The sequence below is a fragment of the Bradyrhizobium sp. MV1.5 genome (genome assembly GCF_055807615.1).
The window spans coordinates 1-16,212 of record NZ_JBVVPL010000023.1; the positions used below are offsets into that span (position 1 = coordinate 1).

The window sequence follows — 16,212 nt, forward strand, 5'->3', positions numbered from 1 at the left end:
CGGCACCGGAATGAGGGCCGTCGATGTGAGCGGCGCGATCGACCACATGCTCAGTGTCGTCCTGGCGAAAGCCAGGACCCATTGCCCCGGTCGATTGTTGTTGCGATATGCCCTGGCCACAGCATCGCGTAACGACTGCGGCCTGTGGTAATGGATCCTGGCTTTCGCCAGGACGACATTGGGGAGACACTGCGCTTCACTCGTCCCAACGGTGCGCACGACCAACAAAGGAAAACCAACAATGGATCTCGGTCTCAAGGGCAAGAACGCCGTCGTGCTTGGCGGCACGCGCGGCATCGGGCGGGCGATTGCGGCGACGCTGGCCGGCGAAGGCAGCAATGTCGCGGTGTGTGCACGCAACGCCGATCAGGTTGCCGCTACCGTTACGGAGTTGAAGGCCGGCGGGATCCGCGCGACCGGCGGCCCCGTCGATGTCACCGACGGCGCGGCACTGAAATCCTGGATCGAGAGCGCGGCAAAAGAGCTTGGCGGCATCGACATGCTGTTCTCCAACGCGGGCGCGATGGCGCAGGGCCATGATGCCGCATCGTGGGAACAAAATTTTCGGCTCGACCTGCTCGGCGCCGTGCATGCGTTCGACGCCGCGCGGCCGTTCCTCGAGGCCAGCGGCGACAAGGGCGGCGACGCCGCCTTCGTGATCATCTCATCGATCTCCGCGGCGCAAGCGGACACGGCGAGCTCGTACGGCCCGATCAAGGCGGCACTGATCCACATGGCCAAGGGGCTGGCGCGGCAGTACGCGAAGAAGAAGATCCGGGTCAACGTGGTCTCGCCCGGCACCGTCTACTTCAAGGGCGGCGTCTGGAATACGATCGAGCAGAACATGCCCGAGCGCTACAATGATGCGATGAAGCGTAACCCCACCGGCCGCATGGCGACGCCGCAGGAAGTCGCGAGCGCAGCGGTATTTCTGGCAAGCCCGGTGTCGGGGTTCACCACGGGCTCCAATCTCGTCGTGGACGGCGCGATCTCGAACCGGGTGAATTTTTAGGCGGGCATGCGCGTCCCTGCCTTTCCGTCATCCTGAGGTGCGAAGCTTGCGATGCAAAGCATCGCAAGAAGAGCCTCGAAGGATGAATGGCCGAGCTGGCAGCCGGGCCGTCGCCCTTCGAGGGCCGCCGAAGAAGCGGCCACCTCAGGGTGACGGTGCGAGAGCGGCGCGGCCCACACCCTCAATGGAAATCGCGCGACGGCGGCAGGATGCGGACGTTGCGGGGATGGCGGATTTTTTGCGCGGGCGCATCCGTGTGGGCGCGGGGATCGTCGTTAAGCGGTTCGACCACAGTGGCGCCTGCCGGCACCGGATGCTCGCGGCCGAGGGCGTCGTTGGCGAGGCCGACCAGATCGTGCGAGCGGTCGATCATGCGCTGGGCAATGAGGTGCGTCACCTTTTCGGGGCTGCTCTGGATGTAGCCCTCGACCAGGATGAGGCGCGCGCCCATCACCTCCTTCCGGTACTGCTCCATGATCTTCGGCCACACCACGATATTGGCGATGCCGGTTTCGTCCTCCAGTGTCATGAACACGACGCCGCTGGCGCTGCCCGGCCGCTGCCGTACCAGCACGACGCCGGCACAGCGGACGCGGCGCCGCTCGTTCTCATGATTGATGTCCTTGCAGGCGACGATGCGCTCGCGCGTAAACATCTCGCGCAAAAATTCCATCGGATGCCCCTTCAGCGATAACCGAATGGTCTGATAGTCCGCGACCACCTGTTCGGCGCGCGGCATCACCGGCAACGGCCTGGCGTGCTCGTCCGGCTGCTCGCGTGCGGTGGCCACCTCGAACAGCGGCAGCGGAACATCGTCGGGCAGGCGACGCACCTGCCACAGCGCCTCGCGGCGGTCGAGCCCGAGCGAGCGGAACGCGTCGGCATCAGCCAGCAGGATCAGCGCGCGCTTGGGCAGGCCGGTGTCGCGGGCGAAGTCTTCCAACGATGTGAAGGGCCGGCGGTTGCGGGCGGCGACGATGCGGTCGGCCCAGTCTTTCGACTTGTCATTCCGGGACGAGGCATGAGCGTCGAACCCGGAATCCACGCCTCCAGGCGTACGCGGTCCGATGGATTCCGCGCTCGCACCAAGCGGCGCGCCCACATTGCGCAATTGCCCAATGGGGAATGACGATTGGAGACATTTCAATCGCTCCTCATCCTCATCGAGCCAATGAAAACCGTCGATCTGGCGGAAGCCCAGACGCACGGCGCAATATTTGCCACTTCCTTCTTCCAGCGTGTTCTGCGCAAAGCTGTAGGACACATCGATATCGCGCACCTCGACGCCGTTCTTGCGAGCGTCGCTGACGATCTGCGCCGGGGCGTAAAAGCCCATCGGCTGCGAGTTCAGGAGGCCGCAGCAGAATGCATCAGGGTGATAATGCTTCAGCCATGAGGAGATATAGACAAGCTGCGCGAAGCTTGCGGCATGGCTCTCCGGAAAACCGTAGCTGCCAAAACCCTTGATCTGTTCGAAACAGTTTCTGGCAAAATCAGGCGCATAACCGCGCGCGATCATGTTGCCGATCATCTTGTCTTCGAACCTGCCGATGGTGCCGACATTGCGGAACGTTGCCATCGCACGGCGGAGGCCGTTGGCTTCCTCCGGCGTGAACTTCGCGGCCTCGATCGCGATCCGCATCGCCTGCTCCTGGAACAAGGGCACGCCGAGCGTCTTGTGCAGCACTCTGTAAAGCTCGTCCTTGTCGCCATGCTCCGGTGACGGCGATGGATAGTTCACTTTTTCCAAGCCGTTCCGCCGCCGCAAATAGGGATGCACCATGTCGCCCTGGATCGGTCCCGGCCGCACGATCGCGACCTCGATCACGAGATCGTAGAAGGTCCGTGGCTTCAGCCGGGGCAACATGTTCATCTGCGCGCGGCTCTCGACCTGGAACACGCCGAGCGACTCCCCGTCGCACAGCATGTCGTAAACTTTGGAATCATCCTGCGGGACGCTCGCCAGCATCCAGCGTTCACCCTTGTGCTGCTCGATCAGATCAAAGCACTTGCGGATGCAGGTCAGCATGCCCAGCGCGAGCACGTCGACCTTCATCATGCTGAGCGCGTCGACATCGTCCTTGTCCCATTCGATGAAGGTACGATCGTCCATCGCGGCATTGCCGATCGGCACATAGGTGTCGAGCCGGTCTTGCGTGAGCACATAGCCGCCGACATGCTGGGACAGATGACGCGGGAATTCGATCAACTCGGTCGCGAGCTCGACCGCGAGGTTGATCATGGAATTTTGCGGATCGAGGCCGGCCTGCCTGACCTGCATGTCGTTGAGGCCCTTGCCCCAGCTTCCCCACACCGTATCGGCGAGGGCCGCGGTGACGTCCTCGGTCAGGCCCAGCGCCTTGCCGACGTCGCGGATGGCGCTACGCGGGCGATAATGAATGACGGTGGCGATGATCGCGGCGCGATGACGGCCGTAACGCCGATAGACATATTGCATCACCTCCTCGCGCCGCGAATGCTCGAAATCGACGTCGATGTCGGGCGGCTCCAGCCGCTCCTTGGAGATGAAGCGCTCGAACAGCAGATCGACCTTGGTCGGGTCGACCGAGGTGATGCCGAGCACGTAGCAGACCGCCGAATTAGCCGCCGATCCCCGCCCCTGGCACAAAATGTTCTGGCTGCGGGCGTAATGCACGATGTCGTGCACGGTAAGGAAGTAATGCGCGTATTTCAGCTCGGCGATCAGCGCGAGTTCTTTCTTCAGGGTGGCGCGCAGCTTGTCGTCGATCTCGCCATCGAAATATTTGTCGACACCGGCCCAGGTCAGATCCTCCAGATGCCCTTGCGCGGTCTTGCCCCGTGGTACCGGCTCATCCGGATACTGGTATTTGAGCTGGTCGAGCGAGAAGGTGACCTTGTCCGCAAAGCGCATAGTCTCCGCGATCGCCTCAGGGAAATCACGGAACAGGCGCGCCATCTCCCTGGGCGTCTTCAGGAACCGTTCTGCATTGGCTTCCAGCTTCCGGCCGACCGCCTCGATCGTGGTTTTCTCCCGGATGCAGGTCAGCACGTCCTGGAGGGGACGGCGCGCGGGGTGGTGATAGAGCACCTCGTTGGTCGCAAGCAGCGGCACTTTTGCTTTTGCGGCGAGATCATCGAGCTGCGCGAGGCGACGGCGGTCGTCGCCGCGATAGACCAGGCTCGCCGCCAGCCACACGCCCTCGGCACGACTGGTCTTCAGCTTGGCGAGAAGGTCCTGCGCTTGCGCCGCATCGAAGCGATGCGGCAGCGTCAGAATCAGGAGCTGGCCTTCGGAAAACGCAAGGAGATCGGCGAAGGTGAGATGGCATTCGCCCTTCGCGATCCGCGTGATGTCGTCGCCGCGCTTGCCCCTGGTGAGAAGTTGGCACAGCCGGCCATAGGCGGCGCGGTCGCGCGGATAGACCAGGATATCGGGCGTCCCATCGATGAAGACGATGCGCGTGCCGATCAGAAGCTTCGGCTTGTGCAGCACCTCGTCATTGTCGAGCTCCTTGTAGGCACGCACTACACCAGCGAGCGTGTTGTGATCGGCAATGCCGATCACGGGAATGCCGAGGATGCTGGCCTGATGCACATAGTCGCGCGGATCCGAGCCGCCGCGCAGGAAGGAGAAATTCGTGGTGATGCCGATCTCGGCATAAGCGGGCGTGTTCATGCGAAGAGACCGTGCACATACCAACCGGGAGGAGCGGGCTTGCCGTCGCCGTCGAAGCACTCCCCCTCGTAAAGACCATCGCGAAAGATCCAGAAGCGCAGGCCTTCGGCATCCTCGATGCGGAAATAGTCCCGCGTCAGTTGCTTGCCGTCCTGCCGCCACCATTCCATGGCGATGCGCTCGGGGCCTTCCACCCGCACCACCGCATGCTGCGCGCGACGCCAGGTGAATTGATGCGGCGGCCCGTCGGGGACGGTCGCGAACGGCACATTGATCGGCTCAGGCTTGTCGAACAGCCGCAACGGACGCAGCGGCGGCTCACTCTTGGTGCGCGCGGGCCATTCGGCCTGCATCGCCACGGCGAGATGATGCTGGGCAGGCGCCACCAGCACCGCACACTCAGGGATATGGGTATCCTCAGGCAGATGCACGACGATGCGCTTTCCGCCGATGCGCGCGGCGATGCGGTCGATCAGCGCGGCAAGCTCGTCATTGTCGTGGACATGGGCGTCGAGATCGCGCTGCTCCTGTACCACGATCTCGGTGCGGCTTGCCGACAGCCGCACCATGTCGAAGCCGAAGCCGGGATCGAGCGGATCGGCGAGTGCATCGAGACGCTCGCGGAACAGCCGGTCGACGACCGCGCTCCGCGTCACCGACCGCCCGGTTTCGACCATGATCGCGCGCACGGCGCCGTCGGTGCGGAAGAAGGTGGCCTCCAGCCGGCGCGCGCCCTTGCCCTGCTTCTCCATCGACGCGATCAACGTGTCGGCGAGGCGCGACAGCGTCATCGCGATCATGGTGTCGGTCGCGATCGGCTCGGCAAAGCGTTTCTCCACGATGTAATCGGGCAGCGGCTTTCGTGGATTGATCGGCGCATCGCCCTGCCCCAGCGCATGCGCGAGCAACGTGGAGAACCGCGCACCGAACCGCGCCGTGATTTCGCTCGGCGTGCGCGAGGCGACATCGCCGATGGTTTTCAGACCGGCGCGACGCAGGCCGGTGCTGATAGTCTCGCCCGCGCCGAGCGCGGACACCGGAAACCGGCTGATTGCCGCCGCCTCCCCACCATCGGCAACGATGGTCCCTGAAGATTGCCGCGTCAGCGTGCGCGCGCAGACCGAGGTACCGGCGATCGCCGCGCTGACGGCAAAGCCCTGGCGATCGAGGGCACGGACAAGGGTTTGCAACAGCGCGGCCTCGCCGCCAAACAGATGCGCGCAGCCGGTGATGTCGAGAAACAGCCCGTGCGGCGGATCGAGCGCCACCAGCGGCGTGAAGCGGTCGCACCAGTCGGCGATGTCGCCGATCGTCTTCGCATCAGCCACGGCATCGGCGTCGAACACCTTTAGATCCGGACACATCGCCCGGGCATTGGCCAGGGGCTGGCCGATATACAGACCGAGGCGCTCGGCGGCGTCGTCCAGCGCATGGATCACCAACGCGTTGCTGTCCTTGATGACGACGATGCTCGGATCATTGGTTCTACCCAGCCCGACGCCGTCGAAGAACCGCTGGATCCGGTCGATGGGCAGGCGCGGCAGCCACAGGCTGAGGATACGCCGACGATTCAGAGAACTGGCACTCATCACATTTCCATTCCATGATCCACCGGCCGCAGGGGCCATGACGATTGCGCAGGAGCTCGGCATCGAAGCGCGGCGCGCCCCAGGCACTCCACACCGGCCCCGGCGGCGAATGCGCCGCGCGAAGCATCCATCTGGTCTCGGCGGTCGAGGGCAAGGGTTGCGCGGCCATCCGCAGCAGCAAACCGGTGACACCGGAAGATTGCGCAGCCAGCGTCAGCTTGCGGCTCGCTACGAGATCGAACTGCCTGGTCTCACCCCAGAGCTCGAGCACGACCGCGCCCAGCGCGTCGCAGGCGAGCGCATCGGCCGACGTGCGCAGGGCACTCTCCACGTCGGCAGCGCGTACCATCACCATGCGGCGCGGATCGAGACCGATCTCGGCGAGCCCGCTCATCGACAGCGCACCGGTTTCAATGTCTGAAAAATCCTGCCGCACCCACAGCAGTGGCTTGCGCACCGTCACGCGCCCCGCAAGGCCGGTGACAAAGCCGGTCGCGGCTGCGCCCTGGCGTCCTTCGCAAAATACCTCGTGGATTGCCGCGCGCGCGAGCCCGCCCTTCAGCGCGCTGTCGGCCTCGCTATGGCCGAGCGCGACACGGTCACGATGATGCACGACCTCCGCCGTCTCGATGCGCTCGATCTGGCCGCGCAAGGCTGCAAGCGCGCTTGTTCGTGCGCCGCTCATATACGCCGCTCCTCAAGGGTGATTGCCGATGGCTCTCAAAAAGAGAACCAGCGGCTAGCTCATTTGTTCATGATATGTTCTAATATAAAGCTAACGACGCCCCGGGAGTCAATCGAATTGGCGGGCCTTGGGATTCATGAGCTGAATCAAAGGGATTACAACTATGGACGTGCAACGCAAGCTGGAAATCCTGGCGGACGCCGCCAAGTACGACGCGTCCTGCGCCTCCAGCGGCACCGAGAGGCGGGATTCCAGCGACGGCAAGGGCATGGGCTCGACCGCGCCCGGCATGGGCATCTGCCATTCCTACGCGCCGGACGGCCGCTGCATCTCGCTGCTCAAAGTGCTGCTGACCAACGCCTGCAATTACGATTGCCTCTATTGCGTCAACCGCGCCTCCTCCAATGTGCCGCGTGCCCGCTTCACCATCGACGAAGTGGTCAAGCTGACGCTCGACTTCTACCGGCGCAATTACATCGAGGGGCTGTTTCTCTCCTCCGGCATCATCCGCAACCCCAACTACACCATGGAGCAAGTGGTGAGCGTCGCGCGCAAACTGCGCGAGGAGCATCACTTCCGCGGCTACATCCATCTCAAGACTATCCCCGAGGCCGACGATGCATTGATCTCCGAGGCCGGCAAATATGCCGACCGTCTCTCCATCAACATCGAGATGCCGCAGGAGACGAGCCTGCAGCAATTCGCGCCCGAGAAAGACGTGCGCGCGATCCGCCGCACCATGGGCCGGCTGCGGCTGAAGCTGGACGAGGCCGAGGAAAACCGCAGCGCGAAGACGAAAGCCAAGCCGCAGCGCTTCGCGCCGGCCGGCCAGAGCACGCAGATGATCGTCGGCGCCGACGCGGCCTCCGACCACACCATCCTCCACACCAGCGCCAATCTCTACGGTTCATACCGGCTGAGGCGCGTCTATTATTCCGCGTTCAGCCCGATCCCCGATGCCAGCCGCGCGCTGCCTCTGCGCGCGCCGCCCTTGCTGCGCGAGCACCGACTCTATCAGGCCGATTGGCTGATGCGGTTCTACGGCTTCGACGTCGGCGAGATCGTCGACGACAGCGCGATGCTGCCGCTCGACATCGATCCAAAACTCGCCTGGGCGCTGCGCCACCGCGACCGCTTCCCGCTCGACGTCAACCGCGCCAGCCGCGAGGAATTGTTGCGCGTGCCGGGCTTCGGCACCAAGACGGTCGAGCGCATCATCGCGGCGCGCCGCACGACCACGATCCGTGTCGCCGATCTCGCGCGGCTGCATGTGCCCCGGAATAAAGCGCTGCCGTTCATCGTCCTCAGCGATCACCGGCCTACGCCGCATCGCCTCGACGAGGCACGGCTGATCGAACGGTTCAAGCCGAAGGCAACGCAACTGGGATTTGGCTTCTGATGCAGTACATCACCCTCGAGAGCGAAACCGATTTCGACGGCTGGCGCAAAGCCGCGCGTAACCTCGTGCTTCATCAGGTGAAACCGGCCGATGTCACCTGGGCCGTGCAGGGCGGCGAAGCGGAGCTGTTCGCGACGCCCTCGCCGTCTCCGCTGCCGGCGGCTGGCGACGGCACCTTCAACGTGCCTGCAAAATTCGTCGAGCTCGCCAAGGCCGCGATCCTGCATCGCGATCCCGAGCGTTTCGCGATCCTCTATCGCCTGCTGTTTCGGCTGAAGGACAATCACGATCTCATCGAGGTCGCGACCGATCCCGATGTCGCGCAAGTCATGGCCATGGCAAAGGCGGTCTACCGCGACGAGCACAAGATGCATGCCTTCGTGCGCTTCCGCGAGATCGGCAGGGAACGTGAAGCACACTACGTTGCGTGGTTCGAGCCGGAGCATCACATCGTCGAACTCGCCGCGCCGTTCTTCGCCAAGCGCTTTGCCGACATGCCATGGTCGATCCTGACGCCCGATTTGTGCGCGCATTGGGATGGCCATGCGCTCTCGTTCACATCAGGCGTCAGCAAGAGCGAGGCGCCGAGCGAAGACCGGCTGGAGGACACCTGGCGGCGCTACTACGCCAGCATCTTCAATCCCGCCCGCCTGAAGGTGAAGGCGATGCAAACGGAAATGCCGAAGAAATATTGGAGGAACCTGCCCGAGGCTTCGATCATTAAGCCTCTGATCGAGGATGCCGAGCGCATGACCGGCGCCATGATCGCCAATGCCGCAACCGATCCGCACAAGCCTCAAAAGCGGCCGGAGGCTCCGATGAAACGCAAGACCGCTATCGACGATCTCGAAGCGCTCCGCGAGGAGGCCGCCCACTGCCGCGCCTGCCATCTCTACAAGGACGCCACCCAGACCGTGTTCGGCGAGGGTCCGAAGTCCGCCAATATCATGCTGGTCGGCGAGCAGCCCGGCGACAAGGAAGACCTCGCGGGCCATCCCTTCGTCGGTCCGGCCGGCCAGATGCTCGACAAGGCACTGCAGGAGGCCGGCGTCGACCGCAAGAAGGTCTATGTCACCAACGCGGTGAAACACTTCAAATTCGTGCCGCGCGGCAAAATCCGCCTGCATCAGAAGCCGAACACGCCGGAGATAAAGGCCTGCCGGCAGTGGTACGAGCGGGAAGTCTCCGTCATCCAGCCCGATCTCATCGTCGCGATGGGCGCGACCGCCGCGCAGAGCGTGTTCGGCAAGATCACCCCGATCGGAAAGAACCGTGGCCGGCTCATAGACCTGCCCGACGGTCACAAGGCGCTGGTGACGGTGCACCCGTCCTATCTGCTGCGGCTGCCCGATCCGGAAGCCAAGGCGCTGGAATATCAGCGCTTTGTCGAAGACCTGAAGATCGTCGCCGGTTTGCAGAAGAAAGCCGCGCGCGCCGCCTGAATACGAGCGGGAAAACGGCTTTCAAGCCTCGGTTGTCATCCAGCCTTCAAATCCATCGAGGACAATAGCCCTTACAGAAAGTTAAGGGGCGTTCAGACATGACCGATGTTGCATTCGACCGCGCGGTAGCCGATCCCGCGCCGATCCAGCCGGCCTCGCGGCCAAATCTCGACAAGGGCTTCAATCCGCTGACGATGATCCTGTTCTTCGGCATCCTTGCCGCGGGCCTGCTCTATGTGGCCTACAGCATCTATGCCGACGTCGATGCGACCGGCACCAGGGTCACGAGCTACCTGCCCTTCATCCTCCTGTTCGTCGCGCTCTTGATCGCGCTCGGCTTCGAGTTCGTCAACGGCTTCCACGACACCGCCAACGCGGTCGCGACCGTGATCTACACCCACTCGCTGCCGGCCGAAGTTGCGGTGATGTGGTCGGGCTTCTTCAACTTCCTCGGCGTGTTGCTCTCGTCCGGCGCGGTCGCCTTCGGCATCGTCTCGCTGCTGCCGGTCGAGCTGATCCTGCAAGTCGGCTCCAGCGCCGGTTTCGCGATGGTGTTCGCGCTGCTGATCGCCGCGATCCTTTGGAACCTCGGCACCTGGTACTTCGGCCTGCCGGCCTCCTCCTCGCACACGCTGATCGGCTCGATCATCGGCGTCGGCGTCGCCAACGCGCTGATGCGCGGCCGCGACGGCACCTCGGGCGTGGACTGGGGCAAGGCCACCGAGATCGGCTATGCGCTTCTGCTGTCGCCGCTGGTCGGCTTCGTCTGCGCCGCCGGCCTGCTGCTGCTGCTCAAGCTGATCATCAAGAACCCAGCGCTCTATGCCGCCCCCGAGGGTAACAAAGCCCCGCCGATCTGGATTCGCGGCCTGCTGATCCTGACCTGCACCGGCGTCAGCTTCGCCCACGGTTCGAACGACGGCCAGAAGGGCATGGGCCTGATCATGCTGATCCTGATCGGCACCGTGCCCACGGCCTATGCGCTCAACCGCGCCTTGCCGGAGTCGCAGGTCGCCCAGTTCGCGAAGGTCTCGGAAGCCGCCTCCAAGGTGGTTGCGGCCAAGGGCGCCGGTCACGCGATCATCGGCGATCCCCGTCCCGTGGTGACGCAGTACATCACCTCGCACCACATCAGCGAAGGCACCTATCCCTCGCTGTCGGTGCTGGTGAAGGATGTCGGCGAGCAGGTCGCGAAATACGGTTCGCTGAACAAGGTGCCGGCGGAAGTCGTCGGCAACACCCGCAACGACATGTACCTGACCTCGGAAGCGATCCGCTTCCTGATGAAGGACAAGGAAAACGACCTCAGCAAGGAAGAGGTCGCGACCTTGAACGCCTACAAGGGCGGGCTCGACAGCGCGACCAAGTTCATCCCGACCTGGGTGAAGGTCGCGGTCGCCATCGCGCTCGGCCTCGGCACCATGATCGGCTGGAAGCGCATCGTCGTCACCGTCGGTGAGAAGATCGGGAAGACCCATCTCACCTACGCGCAGGGTGCCTCCGCCGAGCTCGTCGCCGCCGCCACGATCGGCGCCGCCGACGTGTTCGGCCTGCCGGTCTCGACCACCCACGTGCTGTCGTCCGGCGTCGCCGGCACCATGGCCGCGAACGGTTCAGGTCTCCAGGTCGCCACCATCAGGAACATGGTGATGGCCTGGGTGCTGACCTTGCCGGTCGCGATCCTGTTGTCAGGCACGCTGTACGTGATCTTCTCGCGGATCTTCTGAGCTCTTTCCCTCTCCCCGTTCTTACGGGGAGAGGGTCAGGGTGAGGGGCTGCTTCCGCGATCGCGGTGAGAGACGGACTCGCGGAGAGTCCCCCTCACCCGAAATTCAAGCTGCGCTCGAATTTCGACCTCTCCCCGCAAGCGGGGCGAGGTGAAGTAAGAGCCTTACGATGCCGCGAGCGACTCCTCGACCAGCTTGACCCAGTACGACGTGCCGTAAACGATCGCCTCGTCATCGAAATTGTAGGCGGGGTGATGCAGGCCGGCGCTATCGCCGTTGCCGCAGAAGATGAAGGCGCCGGGGCGCGCTTCCAGCATATAGGCGAAATCCTCGCCGCCCATCAGCGGCGACATCTCGAGCACATTGGCCTCGCCCGCGACTTGCCCCGCGATGCGACGCGCAATCTCGGTCTCCGCGGCGTGATTGTTCACCACGGGATAATTCCGCTTGTAGTGCAGGTCGATCTTGGCGCCGGTGATCTGCGCCACGCCCGCCACGACCTCGTGCACGCGCTTCTCCACCAGCTTGCGCACCTCGAGCGACAGCGTGCGGATGGTGCCCCTCAGTGTCGCGGTTTGTGGAATCACGTTGCGGGCATTGCCCGCGTGGAACTCGCAGATCGAGATCACGGCCGATTCCAACGGATCGACGCTGCGCGCGACGATCGACTGCAGCGCCGTGATCACCTGTGCGCCGACCAGAACGGAATCGACACATTTGTGCGGCCGCGCGGCATGGCCGCCGAGACCCTCGATCATGATATCGACCTCGTCGGTCGCCGCCATGATCGGACCCGGCCGGATCGCGAACGAGCCCACCGGGATGCCCGGACCGTTGTGCATGCCGTAGACCTGCTCGATGCCGAAGCGCTCCATCATTCCGTCCTTGACCATGGCCAAGCCGCCGGCGCCCCCCTCCTCGGCCGGCTGGAAGATCACCACCGCATCGCCGGCGAAGTTGCGGGTCTCGGCGAGATAACGCGCAGCACCGAGCAGCATCGCGGTGTGGCCGTCATGACCGCAGGCGTGCATCTTGCCCGGGGTCTTCGAAGCGTAAGGCAGGTTGGTCTGTTCCTCGACCGGTAGCGCATCCATGTCGGCACGCAGGCCGATGGCCTTGAGGCCCTCGCCGGCCGGCTTGCTGCCCTTGATCACGCCGACCACGCCGGTCTGGCCGATGCCCGTCACGACCTCATCGCAGCCGAATTCGCGCAGGCGGTCCGCGACGAATGCTGCGGTGCGGTGGACGTCGTAGAGCAGCTCCGGATACTGGTGGATGTCCCGGCGCCAGGCCTGAATATCGGGTTGAAGGTCGGCGACGCGGTTCACGATGGGCATGGAGGGGTCTCGGGGTTTATTGAAAATGCAGGCCTGTCTACCATGCAAGCACCAGTCCACCCAACTGGCGGAGGGTCTGGGGTAGCTCTGTCCTCTCGTCATGGCCGGGCTTGTCCCGGCCATCCACGTCTGACTATTAGAACGGAAAGCGCGTGGATGCCCGGGACAATCCCGCGCATGACGCCTGTCGGGTGGAAGCAGAATGCCAAGGCGGCTCGAAGGTGAGTTTGACTACATTGTCGTTGGGGCCGGCACGGCGGGCTGCATCGTCGCCAACCGGCTGTCGGCCAATTCCAGCAATCGCGTCCTCATCCTCGAAGCCGGCGGCGACGACAACTGGATCTGGTTCCACATTCCCGTCGGATATCTCTTCGCCATCGGCAATCCGCGCTCGGACTGGATGTTCAGGACCGAGGCCGAGCCCGGCCTGAACGGCCGGTCGCTCGCCTATCCCCGTGGCAAGGTGATCGGCGGCTCTTCGGCGATCAACGCCATGATTTCGATGCGCGGACAGGCCGCCGACTACGATCACTGGCGCCAGCTCGGCATGACCGGCTGGGGTTATGACGATTTGCTGCCGCTGTTCAAGCGGCTCGAGGATCACTTCCTCGGCGCGAGCGAGCATCACGGCGCCGGGGGCGGCTGGCGCATCGAGGCGCCGCGACTGTCCTGGGACGTCTTGGATGCGGTGGGCGATGCGGCCGAGGAGATGGGCATCAAGCGCATCCCGGATTTCAATACCGGCGACAACGAAGGCACCAGCTATTTCCACGTCAATCAGAAGCGCGGCCGACGCTGGTCGTCGGCGCGCGGCTTCCTCAAGCCGGTATTGAACCGCCCGAACCTGCGGCTCGAAAAGCATGTGCTGGTCGATCGTCTGATCATCGAACAGGGCCGCGCCATCGGCGTGCGCTTCATCCAGAATGGCGAGATCTTCGAGACGCGTGCCAAACGCGAGGTGATCCTCTCGGCAGGCGCGATCGGCTCAGTGCAGGTGCTGCATCGCTCCGGCATTGGGCCCGCCGACTGGCTGTCGCCGCTCGGCATCGACATCGTGATGGACAAGCCCGGCATCGGCCGCAATCTGCAGGATCATCTGCAGCAGCGCGCGATCTACAAGGTCGAGGGCGTGCGCACACTGAACGAGACCTATTACAACCTGGTTCGACGCGGCCTGATGGGCCTCGACTACGCCTTCCGCCGCCGCGGGCCGTTGACCATGGCGCCGTCGCAGCTCGGCATCTTCACCCGCTCCGATGCGACGCGCGCACGCGCCAACATCCAGTTCCACGTGCAACCGCTGTCGCTCGACAAGTTCGGCGATCCCCTGCACCGCTTCCCCGCGATCACGGTGAGCGCCTGCAATCTCCAGCCGACATCGCGCGGTACCGTACGTCTGCGTTCGGCAGCGCCGGACGAAAAGCCAATCATCGCGCCGAATTATCTTTCAACGGATGACGACCGTCAGGTCGGCGCCGATGCCATCCGCACCACCCGCCGCCTGATGCAGCAGAAGGCGCTGGCAAAATATCGCCCGAGCGAATATCTGCCCGGCCCCGCCGTCGGCGACGACGATGCCTCGCTCGCCAAGGCCGCCGGCGACATCGGCACCACCATCTTCCATCCCGTCGGCACCGCGAAGATGGGTGCGGTGAGCGATCCGATGGCGGTGGTCGACGAACGCCTGCGCTTCTACGGCCTCGGCGGCCTTCGCATTGTCGATGCCTCGATCATGCCGACCATCACGTCGGGCAATACCAACACGCCGACTGCGATGATCGCCGAGAAAGGCGCGACGATGATTTTGGAAGATGCGAAGTGAATGCGTAGCCTGATGGGACGAGGCGAAATCCGCGAGAGGACGCTCGATTGGTCCCGTATTCCGCTACGCTCCATACGGGCTACGCGTCCAACCACCTCACGAAAACGTCATCGCGTCCGGGAATAAGTCCCCTCCTCCCGCAATCACCTCCCCGAAGCCCAATTCCGGGCGAAGTGGAGCTGCGCGATGAGCGGACATGATCACGGCGAGGACGGCTTGAGCCGCCGCAAGGTGTTGGAATGCATGACCTGGGCCGGCACCGGGGTGCTCTGGACCATCACCGGTGGCGTGCCGCGCTCGCTCGGCATCATCGATTCCGCGCAAGCTGCGACCGCGGCCGCGCCCGGAATGACCTTCCTCCAGATCAGCGACAGCCATGTCGGCTTCGACAAGCCGGCCAATCCCAACGCGCTCGGCACGCTGGAGGAAGCCATCAACAAGATCAACGCGATGCCGGTCAAGCCGTCGTTCATGATCCACACTGGCGACATCACGCATCTCTCCAAGGCCGCCGAGTTCGACAATGCCGATCGCATCATCTCGCAGAGCAAGCTCGACGTGCATTACGTGCCCGGCGAGCATGACTTCCTCGACGAGGACGTGAAGTTCTATCGCGAGCGCTACGGCCGCGGCACCAAGGGCGCGGGCTGGTATTCGTTCGACGCCGGCGGCGTGCACTTCATCGGCCTCGTCAATGTCGTCGACCTCAAGGCCGGAGGCCTCGGCAATCTCGGCGCCGAGCAGCTCGCCTGGCTCGAGGACGATCTGCGCGGCAAGTCGAAATCGACACCGATCGTGCTGTTCGCCCACATCCCGCTCTGGACCGTCTACCCCGAATGGGGCTGGGGCACTGAGGACGGCGCCCGCGCGCTGGAACAGGTGAAGGGCTTTGGTTCGGTCACCGTGCTGAACGGCCACATTCACCAGGTGATGCAGAAGGTCGAAGGCAACGTCACGTTCCATACCGCCCGCTCGACCGCCTTCCCGCAGCCGGCGCCGGGATCTGCCCCCTCGCCCGGACCGATGAAGGTCGAGGACGCAAAGCTCCGCGCGATGCTCGGCGTTGCCAGCATCAACTTCAAGCAGAACGAGCAGCGGCTCGCGATCATCGACACGCCGCTCCAGGGTTGATGCAGGGCCAACGGAAGCTGACAATGAAGACACTCAATCGCCGCGACCTCGGTGTCGCCTTCGGTCTCGCTTTGGCCGCGGCCATGCTGCTACCCGCCACCATCGCCCATGCCGACGACATAGAGGTGCATATCGACAATTTCGTCTTCCAGCCGGCCGAGCTCAGGATCAAGGTCGGCACCACCGTGACATGGACCAACCGGGACGACATCCCCCACACCGTGATGTCGGCCGGGAAGTTCAGGTCCAAGACCCTGGATACTGACGACAAGTTCTCGTTCACCTTCACTAATGCGGGCGACTACAAATATTTTTGTTCTCTGCACCCGCACATGACGGGGATGATCAAGGTTGAGTAACATCTCGAACCAAGGCATCAACGTCTTGCCCGGCCGATTGTCCCACGCCGG

11 protein-coding genes are annotated in these 16,212 nt (G+C 64.0%); 7 read left to right on the plus strand and 4 right to left on the minus strand.

From position 1 onward, the window contains the following. The first annotated feature begins 241 nt into the window (after positions 1-241). On the plus strand, positions 242-1,012 hold the full coding sequence (locus tag AC0L2J_RS21265) for an SDR family NAD(P)-dependent oxidoreductase (RefSeq protein ID WP_473393896.1): 771 nt from the start codon (positions 242-244) through the stop codon (positions 1,010-1,012). Between the two features lie 181 nt (positions 1,013-1,193). On the opposite strand, the gene AC0L2J_RS21270 is transcribed toward AC0L2J_RS21265, so the two are convergent. The 3 genes from AC0L2J_RS21270 to AC0L2J_RS21280 are packed head-to-tail and all read right to left on the minus strand — an operon-like array spanning position 1,194 to position 6,944. Then, the gene (locus tag AC0L2J_RS21270) at positions 1,194-4,670 is read right to left on the minus strand and encodes an error-prone DNA polymerase (protein WP_473393900.1); all 3,477 of its coding nucleotides are present in this window, start codon (positions 4,668-4,670) and stop codon (positions 1,194-1,196) included. Next, complete coding sequence (locus AC0L2J_RS21275) at positions 4,667-6,259, minus strand: Y-family DNA polymerase (protein WP_473393903.1); 1,593 nt, start codon at positions 6,257-6,259, stop codon at positions 4,667-4,669. The genes AC0L2J_RS21270 and AC0L2J_RS21275 overlap by 4 nt, the downstream gene beginning before the upstream one ends. Beyond that, a complete protein-coding gene (locus AC0L2J_RS21280; RefSeq protein ID WP_473247492.1) occupies positions 6,156-6,944 on the minus strand; it encodes an ImuA family protein in 789 nt (262 codons plus the stop codon). The genes AC0L2J_RS21275 and AC0L2J_RS21280 overlap by 104 nt, the downstream gene beginning before the upstream one ends. Positions 6,945-7,107: 163 nt before the next feature. On the opposite strand from AC0L2J_RS21280, the gene AC0L2J_RS21285 reads away from it, so the two are divergent. From AC0L2J_RS21285 to AC0L2J_RS21295, 3 genes are all read left to right on the plus strand, one after another. Further along, positions 7,108-8,343 (plus strand): putative DNA modification/repair radical SAM protein, encoded by a 1,236-nt coding sequence (locus AC0L2J_RS21285; protein WP_473393906.1) that lies wholly within the window; start codon positions 7,108-7,110, stop codon positions 8,341-8,343. Continuing rightward, positions 8,343-9,785, plus strand: coding sequence for a UdgX family uracil-DNA binding protein (locus AC0L2J_RS21290; RefSeq protein WP_473393908.1), 1,443 nt, complete (start codon positions 8,343-8,345; stop codon positions 9,783-9,785). Before AC0L2J_RS21285 ends, AC0L2J_RS21290 begins: the two co-directional genes overlap by 1 nt. A gap of 98 nt (positions 9,786-9,883) precedes the next feature. After that, positions 9,884-11,512 carry an inorganic phosphate transporter gene (locus AC0L2J_RS21295; protein WP_473247495.1) on the plus strand — a complete coding sequence of 543 codons (1,629 nt, stop codon included), beginning with the start codon at positions 9,884-9,886 and terminating at the stop codon, positions 11,510-11,512. Positions 11,513-11,676: 164 nt separating this feature from the next. On the opposite strand, the gene AC0L2J_RS21300 is transcribed toward AC0L2J_RS21295, so the two are convergent. After that, positions 11,677-12,849: a M20 aminoacylase family protein gene (locus AC0L2J_RS21300; RefSeq protein ID WP_473393910.1), complete on the minus strand. Its 1,173-nt coding sequence runs from the start codon at positions 12,847-12,849 to the stop codon at positions 11,677-11,679. A 202-nt stretch (positions 12,850-13,051) separates the two neighbouring features. Between AC0L2J_RS21300 and AC0L2J_RS21305 the strand changes: the two genes are divergently transcribed. From AC0L2J_RS21305 to AC0L2J_RS21315, 3 genes are all read left to right on the plus strand, one after another. After that, positions 13,052-14,671 (plus strand): GMC family oxidoreductase, encoded by a 1,620-nt coding sequence (locus AC0L2J_RS21305; protein WP_473393913.1) that lies wholly within the window; start codon positions 13,052-13,054, stop codon positions 14,669-14,671. Between the two features lie 186 nt (positions 14,672-14,857). Continuing rightward, the gene (locus AC0L2J_RS21310) at positions 14,858-15,802 is read left to right on the plus strand and encodes a metallophosphoesterase family protein (RefSeq protein WP_007608106.1); all 945 of its coding nucleotides are present in this window, start codon (positions 14,858-14,860) and stop codon (positions 15,800-15,802) included. A gap of 23 nt (positions 15,803-15,825) precedes the next feature. Beyond that, a complete protein-coding gene (locus AC0L2J_RS21315) occupies positions 15,826-16,161 on the plus strand; it encodes a cupredoxin domain-containing protein (protein ID WP_035974926.1) in 336 nt (111 codons plus the stop codon). Positions 16,162-16,212: the final 51 nt, after the last annotated feature.

Bases quoted from the DNA above. Each gene is read 5' to 3' on its own strand.
- AC0L2J_RS21265 (WP_473393896.1), top strand. From the start codon at position 242: ATGGATCTCGGTCTCAAGGGCAAGAACGCCGTCGTGCTTGGCGGCACG.
- AC0L2J_RS21315 (WP_035974926.1), top strand. From the start codon at position 15,826: ATGAAGACACTCAATCGCCGCGACCTCGGTGTCGCCTTCGGTCTCGCT.
- AC0L2J_RS21270 (WP_473393900.1), bottom strand. From the start codon at position 4,670: ATGAACACGCCCGCTTATGCCGAGATCGGCATCACCACGAATTTCTCC.
- AC0L2J_RS21275 (WP_473393903.1), bottom strand. From the start codon at position 6,259: ATGAGTGCCAGTTCTCTGAATCGTCGGCGTATCCTCAGCCTGTGGCTG.
- AC0L2J_RS21310 (WP_007608106.1), top strand. From the start codon at position 14,858: ATGAGCGGACATGATCACGGCGAGGACGGCTTGAGCCGCCGCAAGGTG.
- AC0L2J_RS21290 (WP_473393908.1), top strand. From the start codon at position 8,343: ATGCAGTACATCACCCTCGAGAGCGAAACCGATTTCGACGGCTGGCGC.
- AC0L2J_RS21280 (WP_473247492.1), bottom strand. From the start codon at position 6,944: ATGAGCGGCGCACGAACAAGCGCGCTTGCAGCCTTGCGCGGCCAGATC.
- AC0L2J_RS21305 (WP_473393913.1), top strand. From the start codon at position 13,052: ATGCCAAGGCGGCTCGAAGGTGAGTTTGACTACATTGTCGTTGGGGCC.
- AC0L2J_RS21285 (WP_473393906.1), top strand. From the start codon at position 7,108: ATGGACGTGCAACGCAAGCTGGAAATCCTGGCGGACGCCGCCAAGTAC.
- AC0L2J_RS21300 (WP_473393910.1), bottom strand. From the start codon at position 12,849: ATGCCCATCGTGAACCGCGTCGCCGACCTTCAACCCGATATTCAGGCC.
- AC0L2J_RS21295 (WP_473247495.1), top strand. From the start codon at position 9,884: ATGACCGATGTTGCATTCGACCGCGCGGTAGCCGATCCCGCGCCGATC.